The 16,340-nt window shown below is 64.1% G+C and carries 15 protein-coding genes; 7 read left to right on the top strand and 8 right to left on the bottom strand.

Annotation, left to right across the window (positions count from 1 at the left end; translation table 11 throughout):
* The 3 genes from B3T59_RS15480 to B3T59_RS15470 all read left to right on the top strand — a co-directional run.
* A partial coding sequence (locus B3T59_RS15480) for an SDR family NAD(P)-dependent oxidoreductase (RefSeq protein WP_287004179.1) occupies positions 1 to 605 on the top strand: 605 nt, incomplete at its 5' end.
* A 968-nt stretch (positions 606 to 1,573) separates the two neighbouring features.
* Positions 1,574 to 2,344: a TetR/AcrR family transcriptional regulator C-terminal domain-containing protein gene (locus B3T59_RS15475; protein ID WP_064864157.1), complete on the top strand. Its 771-nt coding sequence runs from the start codon at positions 1,574 to 1,576 to the stop codon at positions 2,342 to 2,344.
* On the top strand, positions 2,341 to 4,023 hold the full coding sequence (locus B3T59_RS15470) for an acyl-CoA dehydrogenase family protein (protein WP_064864159.1): 1,683 nt from the start codon (positions 2,341 to 2,343) through the stop codon (positions 4,021 to 4,023). Before B3T59_RS15475 ends, B3T59_RS15470 begins: the two co-directional genes overlap by 4 nt.
* Here B3T59_RS15470 and B3T59_RS15465 read toward each other — a convergent pair.
* Complete coding sequence (locus tag B3T59_RS15465) at positions 3,998 to 4,909, bottom strand: LysR family transcriptional regulator (RefSeq protein WP_269447017.1); 912 nt, start codon at positions 4,907 to 4,909, stop codon at positions 3,998 to 4,000. The genes B3T59_RS15470 and B3T59_RS15465 overlap by 26 nt on opposite strands.
* Before the next feature lie 199 nt (positions 4,910 to 5,108).
* Positions 5,109 to 6,476: an FAD-binding oxidoreductase gene (locus B3T59_RS15460; protein WP_287004178.1), complete on the bottom strand. Its 1,368-nt coding sequence runs from the start codon at positions 6,474 to 6,476 to the stop codon at positions 5,109 to 5,111.
* Between the two features lie 116 nt (positions 6,477 to 6,592).
* Here B3T59_RS15460 and B3T59_RS15455 point away from each other — a divergent pair, with 116 nt between their 5' ends.
* From B3T59_RS15455 to B3T59_RS15445, 3 genes are all read left to right on the top strand, one after another.
* Complete coding sequence (locus B3T59_RS15455) at positions 6,593 to 7,021, top strand: nitroreductase family deazaflavin-dependent oxidoreductase (RefSeq protein ID WP_287004177.1); 429 nt, start codon at positions 6,593 to 6,595, stop codon at positions 7,019 to 7,021.
* Between the two features lie 44 nt (positions 7,022 to 7,065).
* Complete coding sequence (locus tag B3T59_RS15450; protein WP_287004176.1) at positions 7,066 to 8,010, top strand: serine/threonine-protein kinase; 945 nt, start codon at positions 7,066 to 7,068, stop codon at positions 8,008 to 8,010.
* 256 nt (positions 8,011 to 8,266) lie between these two features.
* A complete protein-coding gene (locus B3T59_RS15445) occupies positions 8,267 to 9,748 on the top strand; it encodes an amino acid permease (protein ID WP_005201912.1) in 1,482 nt (493 codons plus the stop codon).
* Positions 9,749 to 9,769: 21 nt separating this feature from the next.
* Here B3T59_RS15445 and B3T59_RS15440 read toward each other — a convergent pair whose 3' ends face one another.
* On the bottom strand, positions 9,770 to 10,933 hold the full coding sequence (locus B3T59_RS15440) for an amidohydrolase family protein (RefSeq protein WP_287004175.1): 1,164 nt from the start codon (positions 10,931 to 10,933) through the stop codon (positions 9,770 to 9,772).
* A 143-nt stretch (positions 10,934 to 11,076) separates the two neighbouring features.
* Between B3T59_RS15440 and B3T59_RS15435 the strand changes: the two genes are divergently transcribed.
* Positions 11,077 to 12,228 carry an FAD-binding oxidoreductase gene (locus tag B3T59_RS15435; protein WP_251722713.1) on the top strand — a complete coding sequence of 384 codons (1,152 nt, stop codon included), beginning with the start codon at positions 11,077 to 11,079 and terminating at the stop codon, positions 12,226 to 12,228.
* A 22-nt stretch (positions 12,229 to 12,250) separates the two neighbouring features.
* On the opposite strand, the gene B3T59_RS15430 is transcribed toward B3T59_RS15435, so the two are convergent.
* From B3T59_RS15430 to B3T59_RS15410, 5 genes are all read right to left on the bottom strand, one after another.
* Positions 12,251 to 13,444: a hypothetical protein gene (locus B3T59_RS15430; RefSeq protein WP_251722712.1), complete on the bottom strand. Its 1,194-nt coding sequence runs from the start codon at positions 13,442 to 13,444 to the stop codon at positions 12,251 to 12,253.
* Between the two features lie 95 nt (positions 13,445 to 13,539).
* The gene (locus tag B3T59_RS15425) at positions 13,540 to 13,932 is read right to left on the bottom strand and encodes a heat shock protein transcriptional repressor HspR (protein ID WP_005201916.1); all 393 of its coding nucleotides are present in this window, start codon (positions 13,930 to 13,932) and stop codon (positions 13,540 to 13,542) included.
* A gap of 3 nt (positions 13,933 to 13,935) precedes the next feature.
* On the bottom strand, positions 13,936 to 15,141 hold the full coding sequence (dnaJ, locus tag B3T59_RS15420; protein WP_005201917.1) for a molecular chaperone DnaJ: 1,206 nt from the start codon (positions 15,139 to 15,141) through the stop codon (positions 13,936 to 13,938).
* Positions 15,142 to 15,267: 126 nt separating this feature from the next.
* Complete coding sequence (gene grpE / locus B3T59_RS15415) at positions 15,268 to 15,846, bottom strand: nucleotide exchange factor GrpE (protein WP_005201918.1); 579 nt, start codon at positions 15,844 to 15,846, stop codon at positions 15,268 to 15,270.
* Positions 15,843 to 16,340 (bottom strand): Hsp70 family protein (locus B3T59_RS15410; protein ID WP_287004172.1); only part of this gene is annotated, 498 nt, incomplete at its 5' end. The genes B3T59_RS15410 and grpE, both read right to left, overlap by 4 nt.

Raw genomic sequence — 16,340 nt, 5'->3', positions numbered from 1 at the left:
CGATCGGTGGATCGAGGTTTAAGGGCGCTACAGACTTGTCCCGAGCGGCCTGGCCCCACCTCGTGAGTTCGGGCTCTGGACGCCTGATTCTCGTCTCGTCGAGTGGCATCCTAGCCAACCCTGGGGCCAGCGCGTACGGCGCGGCCAAGGGCGCGATCTGGGCGCTGGGAAACACCCTGGCGATGGAGGGCGACCGAGTCGGCGTTCAAGTATCTACCCTCATGCCCACAGCATGGACACCGATGACCGAAAACGCCTACAGCGACCCCACTATCCTCAATACCCTGCGTAACGGGATGGGACCAGAGCATGTCGCGAATTTCGTCACCTTCTTGGCCCACCAGGACACAGCGGTACAAGGAGACCTATACCAGGTGGCCGGCGGGAGGGCGGGCCGAATGGTGCTCGCCGGAATGCCACGCGTCCAATCCACCACAGCATCGCCTGAAGGTTGGATCGACGTTGCTCAAGAACTCACTAACGACTCTCGCGAGTTGACACCGTACCGGGTAACCGGCGACCAGTTCACTGACGAGATGATTGCAGCCAACCCAGCTGTGGCAGAGGCTTTTGCGAACATGAACCCTGCAGACCTGGGGGCGTGAGTACGCAGGCGCGATAGAGGCGGTCCGAGTGGTCTAGGCGAGCTGGTGACTCTTCGACGTTGAGTGAACAAGTCTGCTCGGCATCGAAACAATGGCCCCCAGTTCTTCGGGGATTTGATCTATTCCGGATTCGACCTCGCCGGGATCGGTTTCGGTCCCTCAGAGTGGCATTCTTACGGTTGTGCCGCGCTATGTGGTGGTCGGACCGTTGGGTCCTCCGAGCAGGGTCGTCGCGACTGCGTTGCTCCGCAACGACTATCTGATGGGAACGTCTCAGTCGCGTCCGGAACTGACCCATCCGCCGGGCGCCCCGACGCACCGGTTCACCTCCTCCTGACCCGGCCGTGGCACGCGATCTCGTCAAAGCTCCGCGCGATGGCAGTCCTGTCCACGCCGCCCACAGACGGTCGACCACGCTGAGTGAGAGAGTTTATGGCTGCAGAACAAGCAACGGGCCCTCTCGCTTCCGCTCTCGGTCGAACTGCCATCGCCCGGTACACTCACCATTGGTGACGTATATAGGAGTGCCCCCAGGCCCCTCATAGCCTTCTTATCTCCGTTGTCCCGCAGCACAATTCGACATTTTTCTTCTTCCAACCGCCTGCTGTTCTTTCGACGAGGACCCCAATACAGCGCGCGAGAAGGCGGCTGGTCTCGCGACGTTTCACTGCCCGGAACCACGGGGTTGAAGGTCCGTCGCTTTCAGTACTGCGCCTTTAACCCCGCTCAAACGCACGCTCGCGGAATGTAGCCTCGTCGGCTGACTCGACCACACCGGACCGCTCCGCGGCGCCAGACGTCGACGCCCGGCCGTCGGGCCCGATACACGCGGACAAGTACAAACAAGGTCACGATAGATCCGGAATATTCAAACTAGGCGCGGATCTCACAACCACCGTTGACCTCGACGTCCGTGGCGTTTATTGTGTCTCATACAAACTTGTCGGGCATACAAACAGCGAGGTGGCGTGGCTTCTTCTACACCGCAGCGTGCGACGCGTAGCGCAGGGAAGCAGACGCGCCAAACACTGCTGCACGCCGCCGACCACGTGTTCCGCACGGAGGGTGAGACCGCGTCGGTCGCGCAGATCTGCGAACGCGCAGGCACGTTTCCCAACCAGGTCACGTACTACTTCGGCTCGAAGGAACAACTATTCGTCGAGGTGGCGTGTGCCGCGGTACTCCGCGCGGGACGCCACGCCGAGGAGGCTGCCGAGGCCACTCCGACAGTCCGCGACTACGCCCAAACACTCGTGACCACACTGCTTGGACCGGAACTCCGGGGCGTCGAGATGTTCACCACCGCAATGCTTTTGGTCTCACGACGCGATGATCTGCGAGAGCTCATCACGACCACGCTTCACACCCTGCACGAGCGCGGCGAGAAGGCGCTCATGCAGAAACTGGTGCGCACCGGTTGGCAGCTGCGTGCCTCGATCGACGTCGAGGCCAAAGCGTTCTGGTCGGCGATTTTCGGTCTGGCGGTGCAGAAGTCGGCGACCGACGACAGTTTGGGGCCGTCGCTCACCGACGCGGTCACGGTGATCTTCACAAACCTCGGCATCTCCGAGGAGGTTCTCAACGCGCGGCTAGGTGGTCTTGACAAGCTCGACCAGCGGGGAAGGCTCGACCAGCGAGAAGGGCTCGACCAGCGTGGGGAACTCGACCAGCGGAGAGAGCAGCTCGACCGGCGGGAGCACCTCGGCCCGCGCGGCGATCGACGAAAGGCAGCACGATGACCTCCACCACCCCGACCACGCGCCCACAACCGCACGTGACACACACGGTGTTCAACCAGTCGGCCCCGCGGGTCGACATCAACGAGTACGAGCTCAACACCGTGCTTGTTGAGGCCGTGAGCCGTCACGACGCCGCTTGGGCCACAAACGAACTCACCGACGTGGGCACACTCGTCGGCAGCGCACAGTTCCAGCACGACGCCAAGCTGGCCAACACCATCACGCCTGAACTGCACACCTTCGACCGCTGGGGCAACCGAATCGACGAGGTCGAGTACCACCCCAGCTACCACCGGATCATCTCCGCGGCAGTCGAACACGGCGCGCACACCCGCTGCTGGGCCGACCCGCAGCCGGGCTCGCACGTCGCCCGTGCGGCGATCTTCATGCTGTTCGGACAGATCGAACCGGGACACGCCTGCCCAGTGTCGATGACACACGCCGTGATCCCCTCGCTTGAGCTACAACCGGACGTCGCCGCTCAATGGGTGCCGAAAGCGTTGTCGCGCAGCTACTCCCCTGATCTTTCGGCCGACAAGTCGTCGGCCATCTTCGGCATGTCCATGACGGAGAAGCAGGGAGGCTCCGACGTTCGCGCCAACACCACCGTCGCTCGGCCGGTCGGCGCTGGCGGTCCCGGCGCCGAGTACCTCCTCACCGGACACAAGTGGTTCTGCTCGGCACCGATGTCCGACGCGTTTCTCGTCCTCGCTCAGGCGGAAGGTGCTGGCGGAGAGGGACTCTCGTGCTTCCTCCTCCCCCGAATCCTGCCCGACGGCACCCGCAACTCGTTCCGCATCCAGCGCCTCAAGAACAAGCTCGGCAACAAGTCCAACGCGTCGAGCGAGATTGAACTCGACGGCACCGTCGCCCTGATGGTCGGCGAGCCGGGCCGCGGTGTACGGACGATCATCGAGATGGTCGCACAGACGCGACTCGACTGCGTGCTCGGCAGCGCCGCCGGTATGCGGCAATCGGTGGCCGAAGCCACCTGGCACGCCCGTCATCGTGCAGCCTTCGGCGCAAGTCTCGCCGACCAACCGGCCATGGCTGCGGTGCTCGCCGATCTGGCGCTCGAGTCCGAAGCCGCAACCGTCACCGCGATGCGCCTCGCTCGGGCACACGACGAGGATGCCGACGACACCGAGCGCTCCTTCCGCCGGCTAGCCACGGCGGTCGCCAAGTACTGGATCTGCAAGCGCGGTCCGCACCACGCCTACGAGGCACTGGAATGCCTTGGCGGAAACGGATATACCGAGGACTTCCCCTTGGCGATGCGCTACCGCGAGCAGCCGGTGATGGCCGTCTGGGAAGGCTCGGGGAACGTCATCGCACTCGACGTGCTGCGCGCGATGACACGCGAACCCGAATCGATCGCCGCATTCGACGCGGAGGTCAATCTCGCACGCGGCGCCAGCACAATCCTCGACGCCCATCTCGACAACGTCCGTACGCAGCTCTCCGAGTTGGCAACGCTCGACGCGTCGTCGGCTCAGCGTCGAGCGCGGCGCGTCGTCGAATCCATGGCTCTTGCGCTCGAAGCCTCACTGCTGGTGCGATTTTCGCCGACGCCGGTCTCGGAGGCCTTCATCGCGGCTCGACTGGGCGACGATCGTGGAGCCGAGTACGGCACTCTTCCCGTCGGCGCAGATCTCACTGCGATTCTGCAACGGCACTGACGCCAACAGCGTCGAGGATGCGGTTGCGCATGCGCGGTGCGGTGTTGGGCAGCCACATCGCCATGACGGGGGTCAGCGGTGGATTCTCGAACGAAATCACGCGGATCTGGTCGTCGTACAGCCAGCCGGGCTGGTTCGTGACGAACGCGACCGCCTGTGGATGTGCAATCACCGACGTGTGCGGCGGGGTGCCTCGAAGGTTGGAGACGATGATCTCGGGTTCGAAGCCCGCGCGACGGCAGTACGACACGATCATGTTGGTGTAGTCGGGTTCGAGCTCGGAGATCACGATCTGACACGACGCGACGTCCTTCATCGCGCACGTCTCATGCGCGGCGAGCGGGTGGCGCGCGTTGACCGCGAGACGTAGTTCGTGACTGGTCGCGATGGCGCCGGCGAGATCGGGCGGAGCCTCCACCGTGCGGGCGAGTGCGAGATCGATGCTGCCGGCGAGGAGCTCCTCACGGATGAATTCCGCGGCAACCGGGCGCACGGTGATCGGCATCGACGCGTCCTGCTGGACCGCCCCCTCGATCACCTGGAAGACCTCCGACGGCGCCAGGCCCTGGGTGTATCCGATCACGTAGGGGTCGGGATTCTGAGCGTCGACCATCCGCACTTCCGACGCGAGGTGCGAGCCGCCCGCGAGCAGTGGGACCGAACCCTCGTACAGTGCCGTTCCGGCAGCAGTCGGTGTGAGTGATCGACGCGACCGCGAGAACAGCTGCACACCGAGTTGTCGCTCCAGATCCCTGATCGCCGACGATAAGGCCTGCTGCGAGATGAACAGACGCTCGGCCGCAACACGTAGTGACGGCGCTTCGATCACTTCGACGAACATTCTGAGACGCCGAAGGTCCAGGTCACGATCAGATGAACTCGTCATAGCTCCCATTATCAACCTGAGATTGACAATTGTCCGGATGTTCTCGATGGATGGTTGTGCAAAAGATGATTACAGTGTCATCAGCGGTACAAGCTTGAGTCAGCGCCTTCCATCTGAAGACGATAGCTGTGCTCGATCCCGGTCCGCATGTCGCAGCACAGAGGGGGCGTTGCGACATGCGGACCGGAGTTTTTTCACCTCAGAGAAGTACACCGGGGTTGAGCAGCCCCTCCGGATCCAGGGCGGCTTTGATTCTCGCCGTGAGTTCCATGACATCGGGTCCGAGCTGATCGGGCAGCCATCCTTTCTTCAATCGTCCGACGCCGTGCTCGCCGGTGATCGTCCCGCCGAGACTGATCGCGAGATCCATGACCTGGCCGAAGGCCGTCTGCGCACGCGCGCTCTCGTCGGCGTCAGCGGGATCGAACACGATCAACGGATGTGTGTTGCCGTCACCCGCGTGCGCGATGACCGAGATCATCACCCTGTTCTCCATCGCAATGGCCTCGACCCCGTCGATCAACTCCGGCAGGGCTGGCAACGGAACCCCGACATCCTCTAGCAGTAGCGATCCGAGCCGTTCGACGGCAGGAATCGCCGCGCGGCGCGCAGCGGTGAACGCCTCTCCCTCGGCAGCGTCGGACGTAGCAAACACCTCGGTCGCCCCGCACTCCGAGAATGCCTTCTCGATCAGTTCCACCTCAGCGACGCCCGCTGGTCCCGGAGCGTCGGACTGGGCAACCAGCAGGGCTCCCGCCTCCCGATCGAGTCCCATCTTGAGCAGGTCCTCGACGGCGTTGATCGACACCGAGTCCATGAATTCGAGCATGGCCGGTCGGATCTTGGCGGTGATCGCGAGCACCGCCTCACTCGCGTGGTGCACCGACGCGAACGTTCCGACCACCGTGCACGCCGACGCCTGCGGCGGTAACAGCCGCAGCGTCACCTCGGTGACGATGCCCAGCAGCCCCTCGCTGCCGACGAACAGCTTCGTCAACGGCAGCCCCGCCGAATCCTTGAGCTGTTTGCCGCCGATTCTGATCGCGCGACCGTCGGCGAGGACGACCTCGAGGCCGAGTACGTAATCAGTGGTGACGCCGTACTTCACGCAGCAGAGCCCGCCCGCGTTGGTGGCGACATTGCCTCCGATGGAACAGATCTCGAACGACGACGGATCGGGCGGATACCAGAGCCCATGTGCCGCAGCCGCAGCCTTGACCTCGGCGTTCAACAGACCCGGCTGCGACACCGCCGTGCGGGTCGCGGTATCGATCGTCAGATTCCTCATCTTCTCGGTCGAGAGCATCACGGCTCCATCGACCGCCGTGGCCCCGCCGGACAAACTCGTCCCGGCACCGCGGGTGATCACCGGGATTCCGTGCGCAGCACACCACCGCACGACGACCTGGACGTCGGCCGTCGTCACGGGTCGGATGAGCGCCATCGGCGTGCCGGCGTCGGGGTCGTTGGCACGATCGTGGCGGTAGCCGGCAAGGATGTCGGGATCGGTGACGACCATCTGATCGCCGAGCGAGGCGATCAGTTCGTCGAGAGGCGCACTGCTCATGAGTTCCAAGCCTAGGCTTCGTGACGATCACCGATGAGCGAGTTGGACGGACGCATGCGCATAACAAAAGTGCGTTTCGCCGACGCCGACGCAGACTCGGTAGACAATGGTCAAACATGAGCGACTTCAATTCGCAGATCATCGACGAGTTTCATGAGAACGACGGCACCGTGTCGGCCATGGGCTTCGGACGCCACCTCGTGGTGCTGCATTCCACCGGCGCAAAGTCGGGCGCCGACCGCGTCAGTCCCCTTCTCGGACTACCAGACGGAGCGGGCGGACGGTTCATCGTCGGCAGCGCAGCAGGTTCGCCGAAGAATCCGTCGTGGGTCTACAACCTGCGCAAGAACCCACACGTGACCGTCGAATGGGCCTCGGACGGTAGCGGCATCGAGACACACTCCGCCACCGCTACAGAGCTCGATCCGGCCGCTCGAGAGCAGGCGTGGCAGGCCTTCACGTCGATGTCGAGTCAGTTCATCGAGTACACGAAGACTGCGCAGGGCCGAGTGTTCCCGATCTTCCGTCTGACGCCCACCGACTGACCATCGGTCGCACCGGCTGGTCACCGCACAGATACTCTGACGAGGTGTACCAGCCGGGAACCGACGTGGCCGGCTACACCATCGATGCGCTGGTGGGTAGCGGCAGTAGTGCTGATGTGTACCGCGTTCACCGTGGCGACGAGCGCACGCCACAAGCGCTCAAAATCCTGCATTCCGACGAGACCGGCCACACCAGGGCTGCGGAACGTTTCGAGCGCGAGTTCACCATCGCGTCCCGACTTCACCACCCGAACATCGTCGAGATGTATACGCGCGGGCAGATGCAACCCGACGCACAGACAATCCGTCGAGCGCAGGTTCTCGGTGTCCCCGCCGACCGTGTTCCGCCGACGTTGTGGATCGCCATGCAATATGTCGACGGTCCCGCCGCGATCGCGCTGATCCCGTCGCCCACGACAGAACCGGTGGTGCCGACCTTCGTCCGGGTAGCCCAACAGATAGCGGCGGCAATCGATTTCGCGCACTCCCGCGACGTCCTACATCGAGACGTCAAGCCCGCAAACATCTTGCTGACGTCGACACGCCCCGACACCGACGCGTTGCTCTCCGATTTCGGCATCGCGCAGCTAGTCGACGACAACCGGCCACTCGCGCGCAACGGCCGAGTTCAGGGATCGATCGCCTACGCATCTCCGGAACTCCTTCAGGCCAAGCAACTCTCACCGGCAACAGACGAATACGCCTTCGCCTGCACGCTCACCGAACTCCTCACCGGCGCTCCGCCTTTCCCACGTGCGACGGCATTCGCCATCACCAACGCGCATCTGCGCGACGACCCGCCGCTGCTGACCCGACGTCGACCGTGGCTTCCGTCCGCACTCAATTCGGTGTTCGCCAAGGCCCTCGCGAAGAATCCGGCCGATCGCTATTCGACGTGTAGCGAGTTCGCCGACATCGTCGCCCGCAACCTCCGCGACGTGCCGGTCCCCCAGCCCGCTGCGGGACGTAGGCCGTGGCGTCGGACCTGAGAGCACCTTTCCGAGAGGTCCGACGCCGCCTTCGGCCTGTGATGCACGACACAGTTCATCCATTGTTAAATCGGACATCGAATCGCCAGTCGAGCGGCGTCTCAAGACAATTGGGCCCGTGCGTCGTCAAATCGACGCCGATCGACCATCGAGATCGTTAACATCCTGCGTCATCTCGATGTAGCGAAGTGTCGATAGCGTCAGGGGTCGTCCATCTTGTTCCTACGGTCTATCGTCCACAAGCGCACGGGGAGTCATGACAGCCGAACCAACGACGCAGTACGACAATTCAGCGCTCGCCCACGAGGAAGAGGGCTACCAGAAGGCGCTCAAACCGCGACAGATCCAGATGATCGCCATCGGTGGCGCGATCGGAACCGGCCTGTTCATGGGTGCGGGTTCCCGCCTTCACGACGCCGGCCCCGGCCTGTTCATCACCTACGCCGTGTGCGGCGTCTTCGTCTTCTTCATCCTCCGCGCACTCGGCGAACTCGTTCTCCACCGACCTTCGTCGGGATCATTCGTCTCCTACGCGCGCGAATTCTTCGGTGAGAAAACAGCATTCGTCACCGGCTGGCTCTACTTCTTCAACTGGGCCGCCACCGCGATCGTCGACGTCACCGCTGTGGCGCTCTACGTGCATTACTGGGGGATGTTCGGGGCGATCCCGCAGTGGCTGATCGCGCTCATCGCACTGTGCATCGTGCTGACCATGAACATCATCTCGGTCAAACTCTTCGGTGAGATGGAATTCTGGGCGTCGATCATCAAGGTCACCGCACTCGTGACGTTCCTCGTCGTCGGAATCGTCTTCCTCGCAGGACGTTTCGACATCGAGGGCGCATCGACCGGATTCAGCGTCATCTCCGACAACGGCGGAATGTTCCCCACGGGATTGTTCTCGTTGGTGATCGTGACGTCGGGCGTCATCTTTGCCTATGCCGCAGTCGAATTGGTCGGCACCGCGGCGGGCGAGACGGCCGAGCCCGCGAAAGTGATGCCGCGAGCGATCAACTCGGTGATCCTGCGTATCGCCGTGTTCTACGTGGGATCCCTGATAGTTCTCGCCCTCCTCCTGCCCTACACCACCTACAAGGCGGACGAGAGTCCGTTCGTCACCTTCTTCTCGAAGATCGGTGTACCGGCGGCGGGAGGCATCATGAATCTCGTCGTGCTCACTGCGGCGATGTCGAGTCTCAACGCAGGCCTGTACTCGACGGGCCGCACCCTACGCTCCATGGCGCTCAACGGAACTGCACCGTCATTCACCGGAAAGATGAACAAGAACGGGGTTCCGTTCGGCGGGATCGCACTGACAGGAGCGCTGACCTTCCTCGGCGTCATCCTCAACCTGTTCGTTCCCGAAGAGGCCTTCAACATCGCGCTCGACCTCTCCGCGCTCGGAATCATCTCCACGTGGGCAATGATCGTCGCCTGTCAGATCCAGCTGTACCGGTGGGAGAAGAAGGGCATACTCACACGGCCTTCATTCCGACTCCCGGGCACGCCGTACACCAGTTACGCCACGCTCATCTTCCTCGCGGCGGTGGTCGTCCTGATGTGTTACGACGACATCTGGAATCTCATCGCGATCATCGTCGGAACGCCACTGCTCATCGCCGGCTGGTACGGCTGCCGGTCAAAGGTCATGACGCTCGCGGCGCAACGCCAGGGCTACACCGGTGAGTATCCCGTCATGCCTGAGCCGCCGGTTCCGGAAGGACCCGAGGACAAATAGAAGCCCGCTGCACGACGCCCCTCACGCCTGGCCGCGAGGGGCGTCGTCGACGTTGTACACCCGCAGGGCGTTGTCGCGGAAGATCTTTCGCAAGAAGTCGTCACCCCACGGATTGAGTACGTCGAGGAGTGCGCCGACAAGCATCGACATCGTCGCATTGGGTCGGTCGAGGGGAAAGTTGGATCCGAAGACGAGTCGTTCCGACCCGAAATGGCTCACCAGGTGCCCGACGAGGGGACCGATCATCTCGGCGAGAGTCTTTCGGCTCCCGATGTTGCCGTGTGGGTCGTGTCCGTAACCGAGAATCGGCATCGCCAAACCGGACAGCTTCATCACGATATTCGGTTGCGCGGCAAGGCTCACCACGCGCTCATGCCACAGGCGCATGATGTCTGCACGCGCCGCGGCGGTGTTGCCCGTCCGCACACCCATCGGACCGAACACACCCACCGGCGCCCCGATTTGATCGACGACGACCGTGGCCTCGGGGTACTCGCGTGCCAAACTGACCACGTCGTAGAGCTGATGCGAATACACAAACGCCTCCAGCACCAGTCCCCGACGCACCGCTTCGCCAAAGCCACGCAGCGCGGACGTCGACACGAGCAGACCCTCGTCCGGCGTCGAATCGCGAACGCGCGGATCGGGATGCCGTGCCGCGAGCACCCGGACCGCGCGTACGAGAGGCGTGATGTCGAGGTGTGCGTCGAGTTGCGTGGCGAAGTTGGGCGATCGAGGATCGCCGTGCACGATGAGCCCTCCCAACCGCGGGGCACCGTCGAGACCGAAGGGAAGGCCGATCACGTAGCGGGTTTCCGATAGCTCCTCGGCTTCGGCGTCTGCGATCATGTCGATGTCGCCCGCGTATGCGCGCCAGTGGGAATCGGCGACGACGACGGTGTCGATCGCGACGTCCGCGACCGTCGGGACTCCCGCGATGTCTTTGAGGTACTGCTCGGTCTCGTAGGCGCGCGCGATGACCGAGGGTGTCAGCACGTATTCTCTATCGGCCTGCGAGACCAGCAGGGTGAATGCGCGATCGCCGAGCCTCGGCGTGAGTCGTCGCACCCGCGCGAGGCCCTTTGCCCGCCAAGGAGTCTGACGCGGATTCCATTGCAACATGTGCGCGTCGACGATTCCCGGGAGCACGTTTTCCAGGGAGCCCACAAATACAGGATCCCACATCGCGCCGATTTTCGGATCGATTAAGCGTTCGACGGGTGCGGATTCTTTTCGACGGACACACCTTTCGCCACCTCGGGCACCCCGCGCCGACGAGGGGGCAGAATGGAGAGGCTGTCGACGGGGCGGCACGATCGGAGGTGAGCATGGGCGGGCACTCACGCCATGCGCTGCACCACGTGCGTCAGGTCATCGGACGCGATCCCGATGCGTTCACGCGCGGCGTCTTCACGCGCCTTTTCGCCCTCGATCCCGATCTGCGGGACCTGTTTCCCGCCCAGATGTCGCATCTGCGTGAGGCGTTCTTCGGGGTGATCGACCACGCCCTCGAGGTCATCCCGTCCGACGACGGCCACACTGACCTGGTCGAACTACTTGCCCAGCTCGGGCGCGATCATCGCAAGTTCGGGGTGCTGCCCGCGCACTACCCACTGATGTGTACCGCGCTGATCGGAGAGTTCCGCGCGCTGCTCGACGGCTACTGGGATGGCGATACCGAGGAGACAGTCACCCAGGCGATGATGTTGACAACCGGTGTGATGCGCGGTGCTGCCGAGATGGCGTCCGGGCCGCCGACCTGGACCGCGCGGGTGGCCGAGAAGTATCGGATCACCCGCGACCTCGCAGTCGTGCGGCTCCTCAGCGACGATCCGCTGCGCTTTTCCGTCGGGCAATTCCTCGAGGTGGCGATTCCGCAATGGCCGCACGAATGGCGGCATCTCTCACCTGCGATTCCACCCAATAAGGACGGCGAAATCGAATTCCACGTCCGGGCCGTCCCCGGTGGCGTCGTGAGTTCTGCGATCGTGTCGACCACGCGTGTCGGCGACGTCTGGAAGCTGGCGCAGAATCACGGAACGCTGCACATCGAACGCGGCCATGATGTCCTCATGGTCGCCGGAGGTACCGGCCTCGCTCCGCTGCGCGCGCTCCTGATCGAGATGTCGAAGCGGGCAGACTCGCCGTCGACGCACATCTTCTACGGCATGCGCTACCCCGGAGAGCTCTACGATCTGGCGGTGCTCGCGCGCATCGCTTCGACCAATCCGTGGTTGCGCATCACTGCGGTGTCGCAGGAATCCGACGACCCGTGGTGGTTGAACTCGATCGCATCACCCGAGGATCTCGGCGTCGACCATCGGATCGGCTTACTGCCAGATGTTGTTGCGGCAGAAGGCGACTGGAGCGATCATCAGGCGCTCGTCGTCGGTTCTCCGCAGATGGTGACGGCAACGCGTCGTCGACTCATCATCGCGGGCGTGCGGGCGAGCAGAATCCAGTCGGATCCCGTCTACTGACGGACTACGCCCCCACGCGACCTCAGTTCTCGCCTGTTCCCTGGCCCTGCTCGCCGCTGCCTTCGGACTGCCCGGGCTCAGTGACGACGACCGTGGTGGTCTGGATGACCGTGGTCTCTGTCTGAGTAGCCGCCGGGGCTTCAACCGTCCTGGTGACGGTCGGCGGTCGGACCGTCGTGGTGCGGACCTCGCTCCTGGTCTCGGTCTGCGTTTCGGTGACCGCCTCGCCCTCGCGCGTGACGGTTGCCTGCTCAGGGGTGTCGGTCACGGTCACCGTGGTCGGCGTGGTGTCGGGTCTGGCGCTGGTGTCGTCGCCGCTGGCGTGCAGTGCGGTCAGTCCGATGGCGCCGAGTAGCACGGCGACCCCGATCACCGCTCCCAGCGCCCACCAACGCAGCCCCGTCGCGTCGCGAGGAGCGCGCGTGGGCGTGGCGGCGGCAAATGCGGCGGGCTCCGAGTCGCCTGCGCGCAACACCGTCGTCTTCGGCGGGGTGGCGGCAGCGCCCGCGGCGAGCGCGAGAGCAGGCATCTCGGCGATCGACACCGGACGCCCGACCGCGTACTCGAGCGCGGGCGCGACGCCGGGCAATTCTGCGCCCGACCCGGTGCAGACGACGGAACTCAACCGGGAGCCGCCGTCGGCGTCGAGGATCAGTCGAGCGACGTCATCGGCACCCCGTGCATCGGTGACCGGAATCCCCTCGACCGTCGAGTTGTCGCGGGTGTCGAGCAACTGGCCGGTGGTGTTGTCGACGAGCGCCACGCACACACCGTCAGCGGGCCCGCCTGTGCGTGCAAGGTTCACCACCGCCGTCACGCCTGCGCCGCCGGGCGACGAGCGCACGACGGCCAGCATGGCACTCGTGATGTCATCGACGCTGGTGATCCGGTACCAGGGCGGCGTCGACGATCCTGGCGTGAACGCCTGCGCGAGGTAGTTGCGGGTGCTCGGACGCGAGCAGGAGACGATGAGGTGATCGACCTCGAACGGAACCGACTCGACCAATTCCGTGATGGCTGCGGCGGCCGATTCGGGGAGGTAATCGGGCAGATCAACGAGATTGCTGGCCGCGATCTCGTCCCTACCGCCGTTCGAGCGTATGACGACTGACGCGATCTCGTCGCCGACGACGGACACGCCAAGGGACACCGGCGCTGTTGGCTCTGCGCCTGATGCCTGTGTTCCAGTCGTCTGCGTTCCAGTCGGCTGTGTCACCGTTCACTCCCCACGTTGCTATGAGAAGTCAGCCTAACGCGTGCTCCCCGGCGGCCAACCGGCCGTCGGGGAGCATGGGTGGAAAGAGCGTGTGATCAGTCTTTACGCTTGGCGCGTCGCGGTTGCCACACGACCAGAGCGCTCGTGCGCGGAACCGGCACCAGCTCGCCGCCTCGGCGAGCGGACTGCTCGACCTGACTCTGCAGTTCGCCCACTCTCTGCTGCAGAGCGTCGACCTGATTGGTCAGGTCGATGATGCGCTTGATACCCGCGAGGTTGACGCCTTCCTCCTGCGAGAGACGTTGGATCTCCCTCAGGAGTTCGACGTCGCGCGTCGAGTAGCGGCGTCCGCCTCCGGTCGTGCGTTGCGGCGTGACGAGTCCGAGCCGGTCATACGTGCGCAATGTCTGCGCGTGCATCCCTGCCAGTTCGGCGGCGACCGAGATCATGAATGTCGCGCTCGAATCCTCGAAGTCTCGACTCGCCATGACTCATCGCCCCCATCCTGCACGGGGGTCGAATCCGCTCGCCTTCTCGGCCTCTGCGTACTTCTTGAGCGCCTCGGTCGCGGCGTCGTCGAGTGAGCCCGGCACCTCGACCTTCACGGTGACCAAGAGGTCGCCCGCTCCGCCCGAACGCTTCGGTACACCACGTCCCCGGACACGCAGAGTGCGTCCGTCTGTGGTGTTCGGCGGAATCTTGACTCCCACCGACCCCTCGAGCGTCGGCACGGAAACCGTTGCCCCAAGCACTAATTCAGAGAAACTGACCGGAAGTTGAACCTTGAGGTCGTTGCCGCTGCGGGTGAAGATCTTGTCGGCGGTCACGTGGACGACCACATAGAGGTCGCCCGACGGAGCGCCGCGTCGACCTGCTTCACCCTGGCCTGCCAACCGAATTCGTTGTCCGTCTTCGACGCCGGCGGGGATACGCACGTTGATCGTGCGAGCCCTGACCTTCACGCCGGAGCCGTCGCAGTCGGTACACGGATCGTCGATGCGCGATCCCGTTCCCTGGCAGTCCTGGCACGGCTCACTGAAACCGAACGCGCCCTGATTGCGGCTCACCAGCCCGGACCCGTTGCAGGTCGGGCAGACTCGCGGGCTCGTCCCCGGCTTGGCGCCACTTCCGTGGCACGTCGTACAGGGAGCGGGACTTGTTATGCGAAGCGGTACGGTCGTACCGACCGCGGCGTCTTTGAACGACAGCGTGGTCTCGGTCTCGAGATCGTTGCCGCGACGCGGCCGCGTCGCCGTCGACGAGCGCGATGAACCTCCGCGGTTGAACAGATCGCCGAACAGGTCACCGAATCCGCCGCTCGATTCACCTCCGCCGCCGAACAGGTCGCCGAGGTCGCCGATGTTGAAATCAGCGCCGTTGCTCGTCGAATAGCGGGTCCCGCCGCCTCCGGGGAACCCTCCCGGGAAACCGTTTCCGCCGCCGCGGAATTGACCGCCAGCGAACATGGCACGGGTCTCGTCGTACTCCTTACGCTTGTCGGCGTCGGAGAGCACGCTGTGGGCTTCAGACACCCGCTTGAAGCGTTCTTCGGCTTCCTTGTCTCCCGGATTGGCATCGGGATGCAGCTCGCGAGCGAGCTTGCGGTAAGCCTTCTTGATCTCTTCAGCTGAAGCGTCAGAAGCAACGCCCAGGTCCTTGTAGAAGTCGTGTTCGAGCCATTCTCGTTGTGGAGCCACCAGACGTCACCTCCTTCGTAGTTGTGTGAAGTTGTCTGGTCTTGAGTTGTGAAAAAGCCTTGAGTGCACCGATGGTGCGTCGCGTCGAGTTCTCGCGCGACGCACCATCGGAATATGCGCAGGTGATTATTGTGCACCACTCTGCGTGTCTTGCGGTTGCGACTGACCAGCCGGGGCGGGATCGGTCACGGTCACCATCGCCGTGCGGATCACCTTGTCGCCGAGCCGATAACCGCCGCGGTAAACCGCGCCGATGACGGGTTCTGTTCCGCTGCCGTCGTTTTGGACGGCCTCGTGCAGTTCCGGGTCGAACGGGTCGCCCGGTGCACCGAACTTCGTCAATCCTTCAGCGTCGAGTGTGGCGATGAGTTTGTCGGCCACACCCTTGAGCGGTCCGCTCTCGAGGTCGCCGTGCTCGCGGGCACGGTCGAGGTCGTCGAGAACGGGCAACAGCTTGTCGATCAGGATCTGCTTGCCGTAGGCAACGCGTCCCTGCTTCTCTTCTTCGGTTCGCCGTTTGTAGTTGGCGAACTGTGCGCGTTCGCGCTGCAGGGCGGCTGTCAGTTCGGCCACCTCGGCCGAGTTCGCGCCGGTCGCCTCTTCCGAACCCGACGCGGGGTCGACGGTCCCTTCGACCGTCGACTCCACGTCCACTCCCGCGGCGTCTGTCGCAGTCGTGTCGAGCTCGGGCTCCGGTGAGGTCACTTGGTGTCCCCGGAGTTCGGCTCGTCAACAACCTCTGCGTCGACGACGTCGCTGTCGGCGTCTGCGGTGGCACCCTCGGCGGATGCGCCGTTCTGCGACTCAGCGGCCGATGCCGCGTAGATCGCCTGGCCCATCTCCTGGGACTCCGTGGACAGCTTCTCGATCGCGCTCTTGATCGCCGAGATGTCGGTGCCCTTCAGGGCCTCGTTGGCCTCGGAGATCGCAGCGTTGACCTTGTCTTTGACCTCGCCGGGAACCTTGTCCTCGTTGTCCTTGAGGAACTTCTCGGTGTGGTTGACCAGCGACTCGGCCTGGTTGCGGGTCTCGGCCTCCTCACGACGCTTGCGGTCCTCTTCTGCGTGGGCCTCGGCGTCCTTGACCATCCGGTCGATCTCGTCCTTGCTCAGGCCCGAGCCCTCCTGGATGCGGATGGAGTTCTCCTTGCCGGTGCCCTTGTCCTTCGCGGTGACGTGCACGATGCCGTTGGCGTCGAT

This window comes from Gordonia sp. UBA7860 (genome assembly GCF_002500165.1).
Lineage (GTDB): Bacteria > Actinomycetota > Actinomycetes > Mycobacteriales > Mycobacteriaceae > Gordonia > Gordonia sputi.
Note: the sequence above shows the minus strand (reverse complement) of the source record. Positions and strands in the feature narration are given on the sequence as shown.

Excerpts from the sequence above, each read along its gene's own strand:
- B3T59_RS15460 (WP_287004178.1), bottom strand. The coding sequence starts at position 6,476 with ATGAGCAGTGCGCCTCTCGACGAACTGATCGCCTCGCTCGGCGATCAG.
- B3T59_RS15445 (WP_005201912.1), top strand. The coding sequence starts at position 8,267 with ATGACAGCCGAACCAACGACGCAGTACGACAATTCAGCGCTCGCCCAC.
- B3T59_RS15470 (WP_064864159.1), top strand. The coding sequence starts at position 2,341 with ATGACCTCCACCACCCCGACCACGCGCCCACAACCGCACGTGACACAC.
- B3T59_RS15440 (WP_287004175.1), bottom strand. The coding sequence starts at position 10,933 with ATGTGGGATCCTGTATTTGTGGGCTCCCTGGAAAACGTGCTCCCGGGA.
- B3T59_RS15425 (WP_005201916.1), bottom strand. The coding sequence starts at position 13,932 with ATGGCGAGTCGAGACTTCGAGGATTCGAGCGCGACATTCATGATCTCG.
- B3T59_RS15435 (WP_251722713.1), top strand. The coding sequence starts at position 11,077 with ATGGGCGGGCACTCACGCCATGCGCTGCACCACGTGCGTCAGGTCATC.
- B3T59_RS15455 (WP_287004177.1), top strand. The coding sequence starts at position 6,593 with ATGAGCGACTTCAATTCGCAGATCATCGACGAGTTTCATGAGAACGAC.
- B3T59_RS15465 (WP_269447017.1), bottom strand. The coding sequence starts at position 4,909 with ATGACGAGTTCATCTGATCGTGACCTGGACCTTCGGCGTCTCAGAATG.